13 protein-coding genes are annotated in these 15,007 nt (G+C 69.9%); 9 read left to right on the plus strand and 4 right to left on the minus strand.

Features of this window, described 5'->3' with window-relative positions; genetic code table 11:
* Positions 1 to 57 precede the first annotated feature (57 nt).
* Positions 58 to 2,769, minus strand: a complete 2,712-nt coding sequence (locus L3Q65_RS25010) for a helix-turn-helix transcriptional regulator (protein WP_237596810.1) — start codon at positions 2,767 to 2,769, stop codon at positions 58 to 60.
* Positions 2,770 to 2,882: 113 nt separating this feature from the next.
* Here L3Q65_RS25010 and L3Q65_RS25015 point away from each other — a divergent pair, with 113 nt between their 5' ends.
* The 8 genes from L3Q65_RS25015 to L3Q65_RS25050 all read left to right on the plus strand — a co-directional run bounded on the left by L3Q65_RS25015 (position 2,883) and on the right by L3Q65_RS25050 (position 10,483).
* The gene (locus L3Q65_RS25015) at positions 2,883 to 4,403 is read left to right on the plus strand and encodes a tannase/feruloyl esterase family alpha/beta hydrolase (RefSeq protein ID WP_182891473.1); all 1,521 of its coding nucleotides are present in this window, start codon (positions 2,883 to 2,885) and stop codon (positions 4,401 to 4,403) included.
* Between the two features lie 114 nt (positions 4,404 to 4,517).
* Positions 4,518 to 5,006 (plus strand): DUF6130 family protein, encoded by a 489-nt coding sequence (locus L3Q65_RS25020; RefSeq protein WP_237596811.1) that lies wholly within the window; start codon positions 4,518 to 4,520, stop codon positions 5,004 to 5,006.
* Between the two features lie 45 nt (positions 5,007 to 5,051).
* On the plus strand, positions 5,052 to 5,993 hold the full coding sequence (locus L3Q65_RS25025; protein ID WP_182891472.1) for a LysR substrate-binding domain-containing protein: 942 nt from the start codon (positions 5,052 to 5,054) through the stop codon (positions 5,991 to 5,993).
* A gap of 55 nt (positions 5,994 to 6,048) precedes the next feature.
* Positions 6,049 to 6,597 (plus strand): SCO family protein, encoded by a 549-nt coding sequence (locus tag L3Q65_RS25030; protein WP_220507179.1) that lies wholly within the window; start codon positions 6,049 to 6,051, stop codon positions 6,595 to 6,597.
* The gene (locus L3Q65_RS25035; RefSeq protein WP_182891471.1) at positions 6,597 to 8,177 is read left to right on the plus strand and encodes a hypothetical protein; all 1,581 of its coding nucleotides are present in this window, start codon (positions 6,597 to 6,599) and stop codon (positions 8,175 to 8,177) included. Before L3Q65_RS25030 ends, L3Q65_RS25035 begins: the two co-directional genes overlap by 1 nt.
* The gene (locus L3Q65_RS25040; protein ID WP_237596812.1) at positions 8,174 to 9,025 is read left to right on the plus strand and encodes a fumarylacetoacetate hydrolase family protein; all 852 of its coding nucleotides are present in this window, start codon (positions 8,174 to 8,176) and stop codon (positions 9,023 to 9,025) included. Before L3Q65_RS25035 ends, L3Q65_RS25040 begins: the two co-directional genes overlap by 4 nt.
* Position 9,026: 1 nt before the next feature.
* The gene (locus L3Q65_RS25045) at positions 9,027 to 9,947 is read left to right on the plus strand and encodes a VOC family protein (RefSeq protein ID WP_182891469.1); all 921 of its coding nucleotides are present in this window, start codon (positions 9,027 to 9,029) and stop codon (positions 9,945 to 9,947) included.
* 20 nt (positions 9,948 to 9,967) lie between these two features.
* The gene (locus L3Q65_RS25050) at positions 9,968 to 10,483 is read left to right on the plus strand and encodes an SRPBCC family protein (protein WP_182891468.1); all 516 of its coding nucleotides are present in this window, start codon (positions 9,968 to 9,970) and stop codon (positions 10,481 to 10,483) included.
* A gap of 59 nt (positions 10,484 to 10,542) precedes the next feature.
* Here the strand turns inward: L3Q65_RS25050 and L3Q65_RS25055 are convergent, their stop codons facing one another.
* The gene (locus tag L3Q65_RS25055; RefSeq protein WP_182891467.1) at positions 10,543 to 10,935 is read right to left on the minus strand and encodes a hypothetical protein; all 393 of its coding nucleotides are present in this window, start codon (positions 10,933 to 10,935) and stop codon (positions 10,543 to 10,545) included.
* A 284-nt stretch (positions 10,936 to 11,219) separates the two neighbouring features.
* Between L3Q65_RS25055 and L3Q65_RS25060 the strand changes: the two genes are divergently transcribed.
* Positions 11,220 to 12,428 carry a hypothetical protein gene (locus tag L3Q65_RS25060; RefSeq protein WP_220507178.1) on the plus strand — a complete coding sequence of 403 codons (1,209 nt, stop codon included), beginning with the start codon at positions 11,220 to 11,222 and terminating at the stop codon, positions 12,426 to 12,428.
* Between the two features lie 5 nt (positions 12,429 to 12,433).
* Here the strand turns inward: L3Q65_RS25060 and L3Q65_RS25065 are convergent, their stop codons facing one another.
* Together L3Q65_RS25065 and L3Q65_RS25070 are read right to left on the minus strand one after the other, a co-directional pair.
* Positions 12,434 to 12,886 carry a hypothetical protein gene (locus L3Q65_RS25065; RefSeq protein ID WP_182891466.1) on the minus strand — a complete coding sequence of 151 codons (453 nt, stop codon included), beginning with the start codon at positions 12,884 to 12,886 and terminating at the stop codon, positions 12,434 to 12,436.
* A gap of 609 nt (positions 12,887 to 13,495) precedes the next feature.
* On the minus strand, positions 13,496 to 14,983 hold the full coding sequence (locus L3Q65_RS25070; protein ID WP_237596813.1) for an MFS transporter: 1,488 nt from the start codon (positions 14,981 to 14,983) through the stop codon (positions 13,496 to 13,498).
* Positions 14,984 to 15,007 lie beyond the last annotated feature (24 nt).

The following is a 15,007-nucleotide window of genomic DNA, read 5'->3' on the forward strand; positions in this document are numbered from 1 at the left end:
CGACGCTAAGGAGCCCGGCCGCCGCCCGCGCCCGTCGGATGACGCAACCGGGGTAAGTCAGTCGCCGAGGGCCTGCACCGCGTCGGCCAGCTCAGCGCGGGAGCTCACGCCGAGCTTCGGGAAGATCCGGTGCAGGTGAGTCCCGACGGTCCGGTGCGAAAGATAGAGCCGCTGCCCGATCTCGCGGTTCGTCAGCCCCTCGGCGGCCAGCTGCGCGATGCTCAGCTCGTGCGGGGTCAGCTTGTCGCGGGCGTCCGGGCTCCGGTTCGGGCTCGACTCCCCCGCACTGCGCAACTCGCGCCGCGCCCGCTCGGCCCACGCTGTCAGGCCGAGTGCGTCGAAAGTCTCCCGCGCGGTACGCAGGTGCGCCCGCGATTCGACGACCCGGCGCTGCCGCCGCAGCCACTCGCCGAACGCCAGGTGGATCCGCCCGCGTTCGGCAGGCCATCCGCTCAGGTCTGCTTGCGATGCCGCGGTGAACAGGTCTTCGGCGGTTTCCTTCGGTGCCAGCACCGCACGCGCGTACCGCAGCCCGATGTGCAGCGCCGGTGCCTCGGACACGGCGCCCAACGGCTCCAGCTCGGCCAGGATTTCGCGCATCGCGCCGGTTTGCCCGGCCCGGACGGCGGCTTCGGTCAGCTCCGTGACGCAGTAGGCGCGCAGGGCCAGCTGGTAAGCCGGATCGGCGGGGTCGAGCAACCGGCGCAGGTCGGCGAACGCGTCCTCGTACCGGCCTTCGCTCGACGCCACGAGCCCGCGCGCGAGCTGGACCGTGGCCAGCACCGGACGCGCACCGGCGGCGAGCCCGGCGCGTTCGGCCTCGTCGGCGAGCGCGCTGGCCTGCTTGTGGTCACCGCGAAGCGCGGCGATCTCGGCTTGGACCGCCAGCGCCAGCCCGCCCATGAACGGCTGCCCGGTCTCCTGGGCGAGCCGGACCGCCTCCGCGGCGGACGGCGCCGCACCAGCCAGGTCGCCGAGCCGGACCCGGCTCCACGCCTGGACGGCCAGCGCCCGCGGCAGCAACCCGAGCCTGCCCTGCGCTCGCAGGCCCGGCACCGCGGCGGTCGAGAAGCGGGCGGCCAGGTCGAAAGCGCCTACCTGCAAGGATGCGCTGCCCAGGTACCGGTCGGTTTCCGGATCGGCTCCGGTCGCGCCCGCGAGCACCCGAAGCTGCTCCAGCACTGCGGTGCCGCGTTCGAACGGCGCGACGTACGCGGCGACCGCGATCAGGCGCGGGTCGTCGTCTGAAATCGGCAGGCCGGCCGCGACATCCAGGAGCGTCCGGCGAGCTGTCGCGCCGGGTTCGGCCCAGAAACACCGCATCGCCGCGCCCCACAGGATCCGCGTCGCCGCGTCGTCCTGACCGTCCGCGGCGACGGATTCGGCGAGCGCCGCCAGCTCCCCGATCCGGGCGGGATCCTCGCGGACGCCGTCCTCGAAACCGCTGAGCAACTGGCTCGCGGTCGCTTTCCGGCGCGCGGAAAGCGGCCCGTTCCGGGCTTCGCGCACCAGCCGTTCGGCGGTTTCGCGGCGACCGGATTCGACCGCCAGCTCGGCGGCCCGCAGCCACCGATCCGCCCGCGCGTCCGGGTCTTCGCTGAGCCGCGCCGCCTGCTCCAGCGCCGCGATCGCCGCCGCGGCCCCGCCTCGCCGCCGCGCTCGGTCGGCGGCCGTTTCCAAGGCCGCGGCCACGGTTTCGTCCGGACCGGCGGCCGCCCGGGCTTGGTGCCAAGCACGCCGATCCGGCTGTTCACGCACCGTCTCGGCCAACGCGAGCTGCGCCCGCCGCCGGTCGCCGAGCGTCGCCGCGGCGGGAATGGCCGACCGCATCAGCGGATGCCGGAAGCTCACGCAGCCGACCACGAACTCGACCAGCCGGGCGTCGACCGCGGGGCTCAGCACGTCGGGCTCGACCGGCGTACCGAGCACAACCCCCGTCGCGGCAAGGGTTTCGGCGATCGAGCCGGTTTCGTTGAGCGCCGCGACCAGCAGCGCGGCGCGGGTGGCTTGGGGCAGCGTCGCGACCCGGGAGGCGAACGTCCGCTCGAGCCGTTCGGTCAGCGGCAGGACCGGATCGAGCACGTCGAGGTCGGCCACCGCCGCCGGAAGCTCGGTCAGCGCGAGCGGATGGCCCGCGGATTCGGCGAGCAGCCGGGTACGGACCATCGGGTCGAGCCTCGGCGCGACCGAGTCCAGCAGTTCCGCGGCGGCGTCGTCGGGGAGGCGGTCGAGCGGCATCGGGGCGAGCCCGGCGTCGAGCAGCGGGCCGGATCCGTCCCGGAGCGTCACGAGCAGCGCGACCGGTTCGGTCTCGATCCGCCGGGCGACGAAAGCCAGGACGTCCGCGCTGGCGCGATCGAGCCAGTGGGCATCCTCGGCGATGACCAGCACCGGCTTGGCAGCGGCAGTGTCGGCCAGCAGCGTCAGCGCGGCGAGCCCGACCAGGTACGCGCTGGGTTCCGGCCCCTCGGCGAGCCCGAGCGCGGTCTCCAGCGCCGTCCGTTGCGGCGCGGGCAGCCCGGCGACACCCGTGCGGACCGGATGCAGCAGCTGGTGCAGCCCGGCGTACGCGAGGTCCTGCTCGGCCTCGGCGCCGGTCGTCCGCAGCACCCGCGTCCCCGCGACCGAAGCAGCCGCGGCCGCCGCGGCGACGAGCGCGGACTTCCCGATGCCCGCCTCGCCCCGGACGAGGACGCCGACGCGTCCTTCCGGGCCGTCCACCAGCTCGGTCAGCTCCTTGAGCTCGGCGTCCCGTCCGTGCAGCGTCATGATCCCTGACGATACCGCGAGACGACGTACGTCAACGGCGTCGTCCGACGGGCGCGAAGGCCGCGGCGAACGCCTTAGTTTCGGGCGAAAGCGACCCTCCACAAAGGAAAGCGATGAGACGCACCCGAACACTTCTCCCGGCGTTGCCGCTCGCGGCGCTGCTGGTGACCACCGTCACCCAGCTCGCGCCCAGCGCCGCCGCGGCCGAAACCACCGCCTGCGCCACCGTGCCGGTCACCGCGCCCAGCGGCGCGAAGATCGAATCGGTCCAGGCCGAACCGAAGCCCGGCTACTGCGAAATCACCGTCACGCTGACCCATCCCGGGGCCGATGACCACGTCAAGGTCGGGGTGGCCCTGCCGCAGACGGGCTGGACCGGACGGCTCCAGGCGGTCGGCGGAAGCGCGTACGCCGCCGGGGACTTCGGCGCGCCGCTGGCCCAGGCCGCCAAGGACGGCTACGCGGGCGTGACCACCGACGCCGGCGTCCTGACCGGGCTCGACACCTCGTGGGCGCTGACCGCGCCCGGCAAGGTCAACCGGCCGCTGCTGACGAACTTCGCCACCCGCTCGGTGCACGAGGCCGCGCTGATCGGCAAGGACGTCACGCAGCGGTTTTACCACCGGCCGGTGACCTACTCGTACTGGAACGGCTGCTCGACCGGCGGCCGCCAGGGCTATTCCGAGGCGCAGAACTACCCCGGCGACTTCGACGGCATCCTGGCGAACGCGCCCGCGGTCCACTGGACGCAGTTCGCGGTCGCGACGCTCTGGCCGCAGATCGTGATGAACCAGGAGCACGACTTCCCGAGCGCCTGCGTCTTCACCGCGTTCCGGCAGGCCGCGGTCAAGGCATGCGACGCGAACGACGGCGTCCGCGACGGCATCGTCGACCGGCCGGACGAATGCAGCTACGACCCGCGGTCCCTGATCGGCACGAAGGTGCTCTGCGACGGCAAGGAAATCGCCGTCACCGCGAAGGACGCCGACGTCATGCGCAAGATCTGGGCCGGACCGACCGACGAACGCGGCCGGAAGCTGTGGGACGGCCTCCCGAAGGGCGCCGATTTCACCTGGCTGGCCGGAACCGGTGACAGCCCGTACGCCACCGGGTTCCCGGTCGCGGTCAAATGGGTCCAGTCGTTCCTGGCCAAACAGGCCGATTTCGACGTTTCGAAGCTCAGCTACTCCCAGTTCGCCCAGGTGTTCCGCCAGTCGGTGCGCGAGTACGACGACGTCATCGGCACCGCCGACCCGGACCTGTCGGCCTTCCGCCGGACCGGCGGCAAGCTGCTGACCTTCGTCGGCACGGACGACCAGCTCATCCCGCCGGGCGGCACCCTGCGCTACCGCGCCGAGGTCGAACGGGCGATGGGCGGCTCCCACCGGGTGAACGACTTCTACCGGCTTTTCCTGGCCCCCGGCGTCGAACACTGCGGCGGCGGGACGGGGGCGACGCCCACGAACCCGCTCGGCGCGCTGGTCGACTGGGTCGAACACGGCAAGGCCCCGGCCACTTTGGCGGCCGCGACCGCGGACGGGAAGCAGACCCGCGACCTGTGCGCGTATCCGCGGGTCTCGCGGTACAAGGGCTACGGCGACCCCGCCGTCGCGTCCAGCTACCGCTGCCGCTGACCTGTGCCGTGCGTGCCGACCCCAGCGGCACGCACGGCACTTCCCTCCCGACGTACAGCGATGAGGTCGTCCGACAGACGCGAAGATGATCAACGGCTGCCTAGTTTTCCTTCTATGCCTCATCTTCTTCGCACCACGATCCTCGGTTCAGTCGCTTTCCTGGCGACCGCGTGCTCCGCTTCCGCTGCCCCGCCGGTCGTCTCCGCCCCTCCTCCAGCCGCTCCGCCCGCCGCGGCTTCGGGTTGGCCGCCCGCCCCCGTCGTGCCGCTGCCGTCCCAGCCGCCGCCCGCGCTCGTCGTCGACGCGCCGCTTCCGGAGCAGCTCGCCAAAGGCCTGGTCGTCCTGCGCTACCGAGCGGAGAACCTGCGCATCGTCCCGGTCTACGGCCCGGCCGCGCTCGACGTCTCCCCGCGCATCGGCCACATCCACGTCACGGTCGACGACGCGCCGTGGCACTGGGCCGACGGCAGCGGCGAACCGCTGATCATCCAGGCGCTGCCGCCCGGCCCGCACAAGGTGTGGATCGGGCTGGCCGACCCGACGCACAAGGTCCTGGACAGCAAAACCGTCAGTTTCGTCGTGCCGGTGGGCGGCCACCACTGAGCGGACCGGCAGAATCGGCCGCATGCCAACAGCCGAGCGTTCCCGATGACCGACCTCGCCGACGGCAGGCTCAAGCTGCGCCATCTGCGCTACGTCGTGGCGATCGCCGAACAGGGTTCGCTGGTCGCCGCGGGCGAACGGCTGCACATCACCCAGCCGGTGCTGACCCGCGGGCTGCGCGAACTCGAATCGATCCTCAAGGTCGAACTGTTCGAACGCAGCCCGCGCGGGATGACGGCGACGCTGTTCGGCGAGGTCTTCGTCGACCACGCCCGGGCAGTGCTCGCCGAACTCCGCCAGGCCGGGCGACATCTCGAAGAGCTGGTCGACGGCCACGCCGGCACCGTCACGATCGGCACCTTCCTCGCCGGGGCGAGCGTGCTGCTGCCCCGCGCGGTCGCGCGAGTGAAGACTGTCGCCCCCGACCTGACCGTCGTCATCCGGCACGGCGGCCCGGAAGCGCTGTACGAGGCGCTGCTCGCGGGCGACGTCGACCTCGTGGTCGGCACGCTCGAACCGGCGAACAACGACCGGCTGCGCCAGCACCACCTCTACTACGAGCCCGCCCGCGTGGTCGCGCGCAGCCAGCATCCCGCGCACCGGCGGCCGGGGCTCACGATCGCCGACCTGATCGGCGAGCTCTGGTCGCTGCCGCCCGCCGACAACCCGCAGCGGCGGCAACTGGAGGAACATCTCCTGAGCCGCGGCCTCTCGACCCCGGCCAACCGCATCGAATGCGGGTCGTTCCTGGCCGTGCGCGCCATCGCGCTGGAAACCGACACGCTCGTCGTGATGCCGCAGCTGGTCGCCGAGACCGAACCGGAGCTGGCCGCGCTGCCGATCGACCTCGGCATCGTGGAATCGGTCGGCGTCACGCTGCCCGCGGGCAGGCAGCTCACCCCGACGATGCTGCTGATGATGCGGAAACTGGACGAGGCGGCGGCCGAGATCCGGGCCGCCATCACCAGCTATACCCAACCGGCATAGCCGCGCGCCAACGCGGCATTGGACGGGCATGACCGCGCCTCCTAGCGTGTGAGTCATGGAAATGAATTCCTCCTGCTGCACTCCTCCCGGATCCGGTTCGGCGACGATTGTGCGCCCGGTTCCGACAGTCGGCGGAAATTTCCGGCTGATCGACGATTCCGGAACTGAGGTCACCGAGCAGTCCTATTTCGGAAAATACCTGCTCGTCTTTTTCGGCTTCACGCGTTGCCAGACCGTATGCCCGCCCGCGCTGGCCCGGATCGACCGGGTGCTCGACAAACTCGGCGAACTCGGGAATCGCGTGCAGGCCCTTTACGTGACGGTCGATCCGGAGCGCGACACCCCGGACGTCCTGCACGCTTTTCTCGCTGCCCGGCACCCGCGGATCACCGGCCTCACCGGATCCGCCGAGGAAATCGAGTCGATGAAGAAGGCGTATCACGTGCACGCCCGGCGGGTGGACGACCCGGACGGCTACCGGATGCCGCACAGCGCGTTCACCTTCCTCATGGGACCCCAAGGCGAATACCTCACACACTTCGCGGACACGGTGGACAGCAAGGACATCGCCGCCGCTGCCGAGCGATTCCTGGCGGTCCGGTGATGCTCCCCGCACCGGACATCTCGGGGTACCCCGCGCTCGACGACTTCCAGGCGGGACACGTCCAGCACGTGCGCAATCTCGTCGCCCAGCAGGACAACGAGTGGGCGAACATGGGCAGCATGCTGTGGGGCCAGGAATGGACCGACGCCTACCGCTACCAGCTGACCCAAATGGCCTACACCCTGGGTTTCGCGCATTTCCACCATCTTCCCGCCGCTCCCGGAGCGTTCCGTCCGGTCTTCGAAGAGATCATCCGGAAAATGCAGCTCCCGGAAGTGTGGGCGTACTGGCGCGAGACCAGCCGGGGCAGCATTCGCAACAATCCGGACAGCACCGCGTTGCGCGAGGGCTGGCGCGATCCGGTGATCAAGGAAAACATCATGTACAGCGGCCGCTTCTTCGCGATGCTCGGCATGCACAGCATGCTGTTCGACAGCGACCAGTACGACCGCGAAGGCGCGCTTTCCTTCCGCTGGGACCCGCTGTTCCAGGGCCTCGGCACGGAAATCTACGAGTACTCGCTCAGCTCGCTCGCCGACAACCTGTACTGGCAGATGGCCGACCAAGGCTGGTACGGCATCGTCTGCGAACCCAACTGCCTTTTCCTCGTCTGCAACCAGTTCCCGATCCTCGGGTTCCGGTTCCTCGACCTGCGCAAGGGCACGGCGGTCGCCGAGGAGGTCACCCAGTCCTACCAGGCGGCGTGGGACAAACGGGGCATCCTCAACGAATACGGCGAGTACTGGCGGCTCTGGCTGGTCGAGCAGAACCGCCCGGAAATGCCGCTCGAAGGCGGCGGCAACGCCTGGACGGCGCTGAACCTGAACGCCTGGAGCCGCGACCTGGTGCACCGGCTCTACCCGGACCAGATCCGCGACGAGATCCGGCGCACCCCGGACGGCCTGGTCACCCTCGCCGAGCCGACCGCGGCGCTGGAAGCCCGCAAGGCTCGCCTCGCCGGCCGCGAGCCGGAGTTCACCCGCGACCTGGATTTCGTCTGGCGCGCCCCGGCTTTCGGCTACGTCGCCGGATGCATGGCCGAGGTCGGCGACGAGGAGAACCTCCGCGGCCTGCTCGGCTACGCCGACGCTTATCTGAACCCGACCTGGGAGAACGGCGGGCTGTTCTACCCGCGCCAGGACCGTTCGTTCGACGAGAACGGCAACCCGGTCTTCATGGACCGGCTGACCGGGAACGCGATGCTCGGCTACGCCCGGCTGAACGTCCCGGACGGGCTCTGGAAGATGTACCACCACCCGTGGACCGCGGCGCATTTCCGCGAACCCCGGGTGACCGCGATCGACGGCCCGGCCGAGGTTCTCCGAGCCTGGTACGACCGGGAGAAATCGCTGCTGGCACTGACTTTGCGCCCGGTCGCCGGAAAACACGCCGACGTGACGCTGCGGATCGGCAACGCCGAAGCGCCCTGGACGCTGTTCCGCGACGACGTGTTCGCCGCCGATTCCGCCGGGGCGGGTACCCCGGGGCTCCGTGCCCGGCGCGAGGGGAACGACCTCGTCGTCAGCCTCCCGCTGCCGGTGCGGACCAATCTGACGCTCTGTTTTGAGGAGAAACCGTGAAACTGGCCAATGTGGACGGCCGGGCCGTCCTGCTCACCGCCGAGGACAAGGGAATCGACGTCGCCAAGGCGTCGGGCGGACTCTTCGGCCTCGGTTCCGTCTACCGGAACTGGTCCGAATTCCAGGTTTGGGCGGAGAAACTCACCGCCGAACCCGATGTCGCCTTCACCCGCGCCCAGCTGGGTCCGCCCTCCCCCGGACCGCGGCAGATCGTCGCGATCGGACTCAACTACGACGCGCACGCCGCGGAATCCGGCTTCGCCGCGCCGGACGGCCTTCCCCCGGTGTTCACGAAATTCGTCTCCGCGCTGACCGGCCCCGACGCCGAGGTCGTGCTGCCGCCCGGCGGAAACGTGGACTGGGAGGTGGAACTCGTCGCGGTCGTCGGCCGGACCGCCCATCGCGTCGACGAATCCGAGGCGTGGGACCGCCTCGCCGGGGTGACGATCGGGCAGGACCTCTCCGAGCGCGTCTCGCAGCTGGCCGGCCCGGCCCCGCAATTCAGCCTCGGCAAGTCCTTCCCGAACTTCGCGCCGGTCGGACCGTGGCTGGTCACCCCGGACGAGCTGGCGGATCGAGACGACCTGGCGCTGTCGTGCGCGATCGACGGCGAGACCGTGCAGGACGGCCGGACCCGCGAGCTGATCTTCCCGGTCGCGAAGCTGATTTCCGCTCTGTCGCAGACGATCACCCTGTATCCGGGCGATCTCGTGTTCACCGGAACGCCCTCCGGGGTCGGCGTCGGCCGTACGCCGCAACGCTTCCTGCGGGCCGGGCAGGAGCTGGTCAGCCGGATCGAAGGCCTCGGCGAAATGCGGCAGACCTTCGTCGCGGAACCGGAGGCGTGACATGGGGACGCACCGGCTGACCCGGGTCACGATGGGCGTGCCGAACGTCGCGGAAACCGTTGCCTACTACGCGGATTTCGGGCTGACCCACGTCGGCGACGGATCCTTCACCACCCTCGAAGGCGGCGAACAGCTGCGCGTCCGGCACGCGCCCTACCGGCAACTGCTCGAACTCGGCGTGGGAGTCGACGACACCGACGACCTCGCCCGGACCGCGGCGCGCCTGAACCGGCTCGGCGTTGTCAGCACCGAGTCCGGCACCGCCGTCTGCGCGATCGAACCGGTCTCCGGATTCACCGTGCGCGTGGAGATTTCACCGCGGATCACGCAGCGACCGGTCTTGGCCACGCCGTACAACGGACCCGGCCGCATCGAGCGGTCCGGCCGCGCGCCCGGCGTCGTGCGCACCGGCCCGGTCTTGCCCAAGAAACTCGGCCACTGCGTGGTGGGCACCACCGATCTCGACGCCACCATGCGCTTTTTCACCGAGGCGCTCGGCTTCAAGGTCAGTGACTACATCGGACACAAGGGCGCTTTCCTGCGCTGCTCGGTCGATCACCACAACGTCCTGGCGCTCGCGGCCCCGGTGAACTTCCTGCACCACACGTCGTGGCAGGTCGACGACATCGACGACGTCGGCCGCGGTGCCGCCGCGATGCTGAACGGCCATCCCGACCGGCACGTCTGGGGCCTCGGCCGCCATCACGCCGGTTCGAACTTCTTCTGGTATCTCAAAGACCCGGCCGGGAACTTCAGCGAGTACTACTCCGACATGGACTGCGTCCCCGAGGACGAGATCTGGACGCCGGAGGTTTTCGAAGGCGCGCAAGGCCTCTTCAGCTGGGGCCCGCCCCCGCCGCCGTCGTTCCTCGAACCGGACGACCTCGGCGCCCTCATGACCGGACAGCATTCCCCCAAATAACCCCGAAAAGGAGAGAAATCATGTCTGCAGCCCTCTACGTTCGGCAGATTCCGGACAACCTGAACATCCGCTTCGTCGAGAACCGCATCGTGGTCAACCGCCCGGCGCAGGAGGTCTACGACTGGGCGACCACCTGGTCTAACCTGCCGAAATGGCTGCCGATGGCGTCCGGCACCGAAGTACGCCGCGGCACCCCGGACGTCCCCGCGGAAATGGGCGACGTGCTGCTCGAGACCATCGTGCCGGACCTGAACGAAAAGCCGAAGCTGTACACCGTCGTCGCGCGGGTCCCGGGCAAGCTCTGGACAGTGGTCGGCCGCGACGTGCTCGACGACGGAACGCTAGCGCCGTCGATGCACGCGATCGCCACCTTCACCACCTTCGACCTCGGCGACGGGACGACGCTGTTCTGCCGCCTGTTCGAGCGCCTGGTCCCGCCCACCGAACCGGCGGGCCCGCACCCGGTCGAGGACCCGGCCCGCATCCAGCCCGGGCTGGAGCTGCTGAAGGCGCACATCGAGGGCGCCGCCGCGTAACACCCGGGTTCGCGAGGGAGCCCGGGGGGAATCGGATTCCCCCAGGGCTTCCCTGCTTGCTATCGCGACACGGTGACCGTGGGGCCTTCCACCGTCTCGTAGGAGTAATTGTCTCCGACGAACTGGTGCTCAATCACATACTGGCCGAGCTGTGCGTTGGCGAAAACCCCGATCGAGAAAGTGAAGGTTTTGCTGCCGTTGACCGGGACGTCGCCCACGTCGTAGCGAATGGTGTTTCCGGCCTGGTAGCACAACGCGCAGGTGCTGACGTCGAAGAGCTGATTGATCGCGCCGTTCGCCACGCCGAGGCCCAGCTTGCCGCCTTTCAGCGGGTCGGCGTCCGCGTTCGACAGGGTTACCGAGAAGGTCACGGCCGCGCCTGGCGCGACGGTGGCCGGGGCGATGCTCACCGTGCTCGACGGCGCTGGATCGGCGTTCGCGACGGAACCCATCCCCAGCAGGGCAAGAACACACATCAGTGCGACAACAGCTTTTCTCATGACAGCTGATCACCCACTCCATGCTCGACAAAAGGGATTAGCCCGTCCCGGCCGCACCGCGCTCGCCCGGCCATTCGGAGCATTGCTGCTCATTCTTTCGGTCGCGCTTCTGAGCCAGACCACCGACAGTTCGACGTTAGCCCGGAAATGATAGCGGGAATCAAGCCGGTTGCGCGAGAACTGTTCGCCGATCACGGCTATCGTCGAAAACGGGACCAATCGGCGAAAGGGCCAGCATGGAGCGCAGTCCGCGGACGATCGCCTTGCCCGGCCAGATCTGGGGCGTGGCCGCGCCCGGTCCGGACGGCCCGCTCGTCGCCACCTCATATGACGGCGACGAGTTGTCCCGCACAGTGCTGACCGCGCTCGACTTGTCGGGGGCGGTGGTGTGGCAACACCGGGCTGACGGCCATCCGTACCCACCGCTGGTCAGCGCCAACGACACGGTGTGGATCGCCCGCCGGGACGCGCGCGGCTGCGTGCTGACTGAACTCGACCTCACCGGCAGGGTCGTCCGCTCGGTCGCGCTCGAACACGAACCGCACGAGCATCTCGGCGCGTTTGTCCTGCTGGCGAATGGTTTCTGCGGGTCGTGGCTGCCCGCCGACCCGTTCCGCGTCGTACCGCCCGATCACCTGCCGCGGGTCGCCCGCCACGACGAGCACGGCCGGACGCTCTGGTCCGCCACCATTCCGGTCGGCTCGCTGAAGCCGGCGGACACCGGCCCTCCCGAGACCCGCCCGAACGTGCCGCCGGAGCCCCGGACCCTCGCGGCGGCGCATTGGCAGCCGCTGCTGATTTCCGCGGACCGCGTCGCGGCCGGTTTCGCCGACGACGGCAGCGGGATCGGCGTGACCTTCTTCCTCGACCTCGCCGACGGGACCGTGCTCGCCCGGACCCCGCCGGGCCCGCGTTGCCGCTGCGCCATCGCGGCACCCGGCGAATTCCTGATCGGCGAACAGGGCTACGGGATCTTCCGCACCACGCGATACGACCGCGCCGGAACGGCCGTACAACAGTGGCCCAGTCACGCATTGCTGCTGATCGATCGAAATGGCGGCATCCGCGGTCCCGAATCCGAAAACATTCGCCGATTACGTTCGCGATTCCGCGGCCTGGCCGAGGACGGCACACTGTTCGGCGGACCGCTCTTGCGCGATTACTACACCACGTACCCGGCGCTGGACCGCAACGGCACGGCCGTGTTCTGGAGAGAAGGACAGCTCATCGCCGTCGATACGGATTTTTACCTGCGCGTGCTTTTCGCCAGCGAGGACGAGCGCGCGGTGATGAGCCGGGTCCTGCTGCTCGCGGACGGGCAGGTCGTCTTCAGCCTGGGCAGCGACCTGCTGATCTTCCGCGACACCGGGCTCGGCCCGCTGGACGACGGACCCTGGCCGTGCGACGGCGGAGGTCTCAACGGCAACCCGGTGAGATACCAGTAGCGCCGTCACCGAACCACGACGTAGTCGCCATCGCGCCGGGCCTCGGCGAGGTCGGCGTGGGTGGACGCGCTGGTCAGGAACCGCCCCCGGACGACGCGAATCCACGAACCGTCGAGCGGAAAGACGAGCGCGCCGTCAGTGCCGCGCAGCATCGCGCCCGTCCGCAGGTTGCCGAGAAACTCGATGATGTCGCGTTCGATCTCCGCAGCGAACTCGCGGTACTTGTCGTGCGAGATGTCGTAGAGATCGGTGTCGATGTCGTACGTGACAAGCTTGCCGGTCGCCGGGTCCCTCGCCTCGAACTCCACCCCCAGCCAGCGCCGTGGATCGACGATCACCGTGGCCTGCCAGGTCAATCCGCTGAGCTGCCATCTCACCGAGGCGTCGTCGACGGCCACCGGCCACGGGGTGGTCGCTCGCAGTTCGCGAAGGAAGGCTAGAAGCTCCTGGCCGGTCACGCGGTCCAGTCTATTGCGGCGGGCCGTCCCATCGGACCGTGAACTGTCCAGGCTTCTGGTGCTTCTGCTGAACCGGCGGTTCCGCAGGTTCGGCGGAGGACGCCGGTTCGGGAAGTGCACGGTCAGGCCGCCGGGATCCTGTCCGTGCACGGGCACTTCGAGTGAGTATCCGGCCGGAACCGCACCTCCCCCGGCATCAGGGACGAGACCGCGGTATACCGCTGCCAGGGACGGTACAACGTCTGTGTTTCCCTCACGACCCACGGCTAAGCAGACAAAGCTGGGAGCGCTCGGTCCATCAGCGCCGCCATCTCCGGGGCCGCGGCTCGTAGCCGAAAGCCGCCCGCAGACAGATCGGCGCGAGCACTGCATCGAAGACATGGCCGGCGGCTTGCTGCCCGCCTCCGCGACTCGGTCCGGCGCCCGCGGCGACTGCGCGGTTCGCCGCCGCAGGCACCCGGCCGCATCGACGGCGGTCGGCTCGCCCCCGAGCGGAGAGATCGCCGCGGCCACGCGCGGAACAAGGCGCCCCTCGCGCACGGCGTTGTGCGCCGCCGCACGTACGGGCGGTACGGCTCCAGGACAGGTGTCTGCCCGACGACCAGGCGCTCAGGCCGCCGGGTCAGCAGGCAACGGCAAGGGACCGCTGCGGAACAGCAGCGCGGACAGCACCGCGCTGCCGAGGAATACCGCCGACGCGATCCAGAACACCAGGTGATACCCGGCGAACGTCGCCTCGGCGAGGGTCCCGGTCGTCGGATGCGCAGCCAGGTACCCGGCGACCGCGGACGTCGCGAGCGAACTGAACACCGCGGTCCCGATCGACCCGCCGATCTGCTGGGCCGTCGTCACCAACGCGGACGCCACCCCCGCGTCATGCTCCCGGACGCCGCTGGTCGCGGCGTTCTGCACCGGACCGAAGATGAATCCGAAGCCGATCCCGGTGACGAGCAGGGCGGGCAGGATGTTCGCGGCGTAACTCGAATCCGCGCCGATTCCGGTGAGGACGGCCATGCCGGCGGCGGCGAGGAGACAGCCGAGCGGGACGATCGGCCGAGGTCCCCAGCGCGGCAGGAGCACCGCCCCGGAGAACACCGCTCCCGCCATGACCAGGCCGATCATCGGAAGGAACGCGACGCCGGTCCGCAGCGGGCCGAACCCCAGCGTGTTCGCGAGATAGAAGGTGAGGAACAGGAAAACCGCGAACATCCCGGTCCCGGTGATCCCCAAGGTCAGGTACGCGGCTCCGCGGACCCGGTCGAGGATCACCCGCAGCGGCAGGAGCGGACGGGCGGTGCGACGTTCGATGACGACGAACGCGGCGATGAGCGCGACGCCCGCGAGCACCGGTCCGAGCGTCCCGATGTCGTGCCAGCCGTTCCGTTCCGCGGTGCCGAGGCCGAAAACGATCCCGATCAGGCCGAACACCACCGCGGCCGTGCCCGCGACGTCGAGCCGGACGCGCTGCGGCCGATCACCGTCGCGCAGGAGAATCAGCCCGCCGACGAACGCGACCGCCGCGATGAACAGGTTGACGTAGAGGCACCACCGCCACGACAGGCCCTGTGTGAGGACGCCGCCGAGCAGCAATCCCACGGCGCCACCCGCACCGGAGATCGCGCCGAAGATGCCGAACGCGCGGCCGCGTTCCTTGGCGTCGTCGGCGAAAGTGATGGAAAGCAAGGACAATGCGGCCGGGGCGAGCATCGCGGCGAACGCGCCTTGGCCGACTCGCGCGGCCAGCAGCGTCGCGAAGTTCCCGGCAGCACCGCCGACAGCGGAGGCGACCGCGAACCCGCCGACGCCGACGAGGAACAGCCGCTTCCGTCCAAAACAGTCAGCGAGCCGACCGCCGAGGAGCAGGAGGCTGCCGAACGCGAGCGCGTAGCCGGTCAGCACCCATTGCCGGTCATCGGCGGGGAATCCGAGGTCGTGCTGTGCGCTCGGCAGGGCGATGTTGACGATCGTGGAGTCGAGGATGTCCATCAGCTGGGCGAGGCTCAGCACGACGAGCGTCAGCCAGCGGTGCTGGGGTTTTCCGGGCGCGCTTCGGGGAGCCGGCTGGGCGATCCCGGTCGGCGAGAAGTCAGGATTCATGAGGTTCTCTCGAGTGAATTGGCC

It is taken from the genome of Amycolatopsis sp. FU40, from assembly GCF_021903635.1.
GTDB lineage: Bacteria > Actinomycetota > Actinomycetes > Mycobacteriales > Pseudonocardiaceae > Amycolatopsis > Amycolatopsis dendrobii.

Bases quoted from the DNA above. Each gene is read 5' to 3' on its own strand.
- L3Q65_RS25060 (WP_220507178.1), top strand. From the start codon at position 11,220: ATGGAGCGCAGTCCGCGGACGATCGCCTTGCCCGGCCAGATCTGGGGC.
- L3Q65_RS25030 (WP_220507179.1), top strand. From the start codon at position 6,049: ATGGAAATGAATTCCTCCTGCTGCACTCCTCCCGGATCCGGTTCGGCG.
- L3Q65_RS25055 (WP_182891467.1), bottom strand. From the start codon at position 10,935: ATGGGTTCCGTCGCGAACGCCGATCCAGCGCCGTCGAGCACGGTGAGC.
- L3Q65_RS25050 (WP_182891468.1), top strand. From the start codon at position 9,968: ATGTCTGCAGCCCTCTACGTTCGGCAGATTCCGGACAACCTGAACATC.
- L3Q65_RS25025 (WP_182891472.1), top strand. From the start codon at position 5,052: ATGACCGACCTCGCCGACGGCAGGCTCAAGCTGCGCCATCTGCGCTAC.
- L3Q65_RS25015 (WP_182891473.1), top strand. From the start codon at position 2,883: ATGAGACGCACCCGAACACTTCTCCCGGCGTTGCCGCTCGCGGCGCTG.
- L3Q65_RS25035 (WP_182891471.1), top strand. From the start codon at position 6,597: ATGCTCCCCGCACCGGACATCTCGGGGTACCCCGCGCTCGACGACTTC.
- L3Q65_RS25070 (WP_237596813.1), bottom strand. From the start codon at position 14,983: ATGAATCCTGACTTCTCGCCGACCGGGATCGCCCAGCCGGCTCCCCGA.
- L3Q65_RS25010 (WP_237596810.1), bottom strand. From the start codon at position 2,769: ATGACGCTGCACGGACGGGACGCCGAGCTCAAGGAGCTGACCGAGCTG.
- L3Q65_RS25045 (WP_182891469.1), top strand. From the start codon at position 9,027: ATGGGGACGCACCGGCTGACCCGGGTCACGATGGGCGTGCCGAACGTC.
- L3Q65_RS25020 (WP_237596811.1), top strand. From the start codon at position 4,518: ATGCCTCATCTTCTTCGCACCACGATCCTCGGTTCAGTCGCTTTCCTG.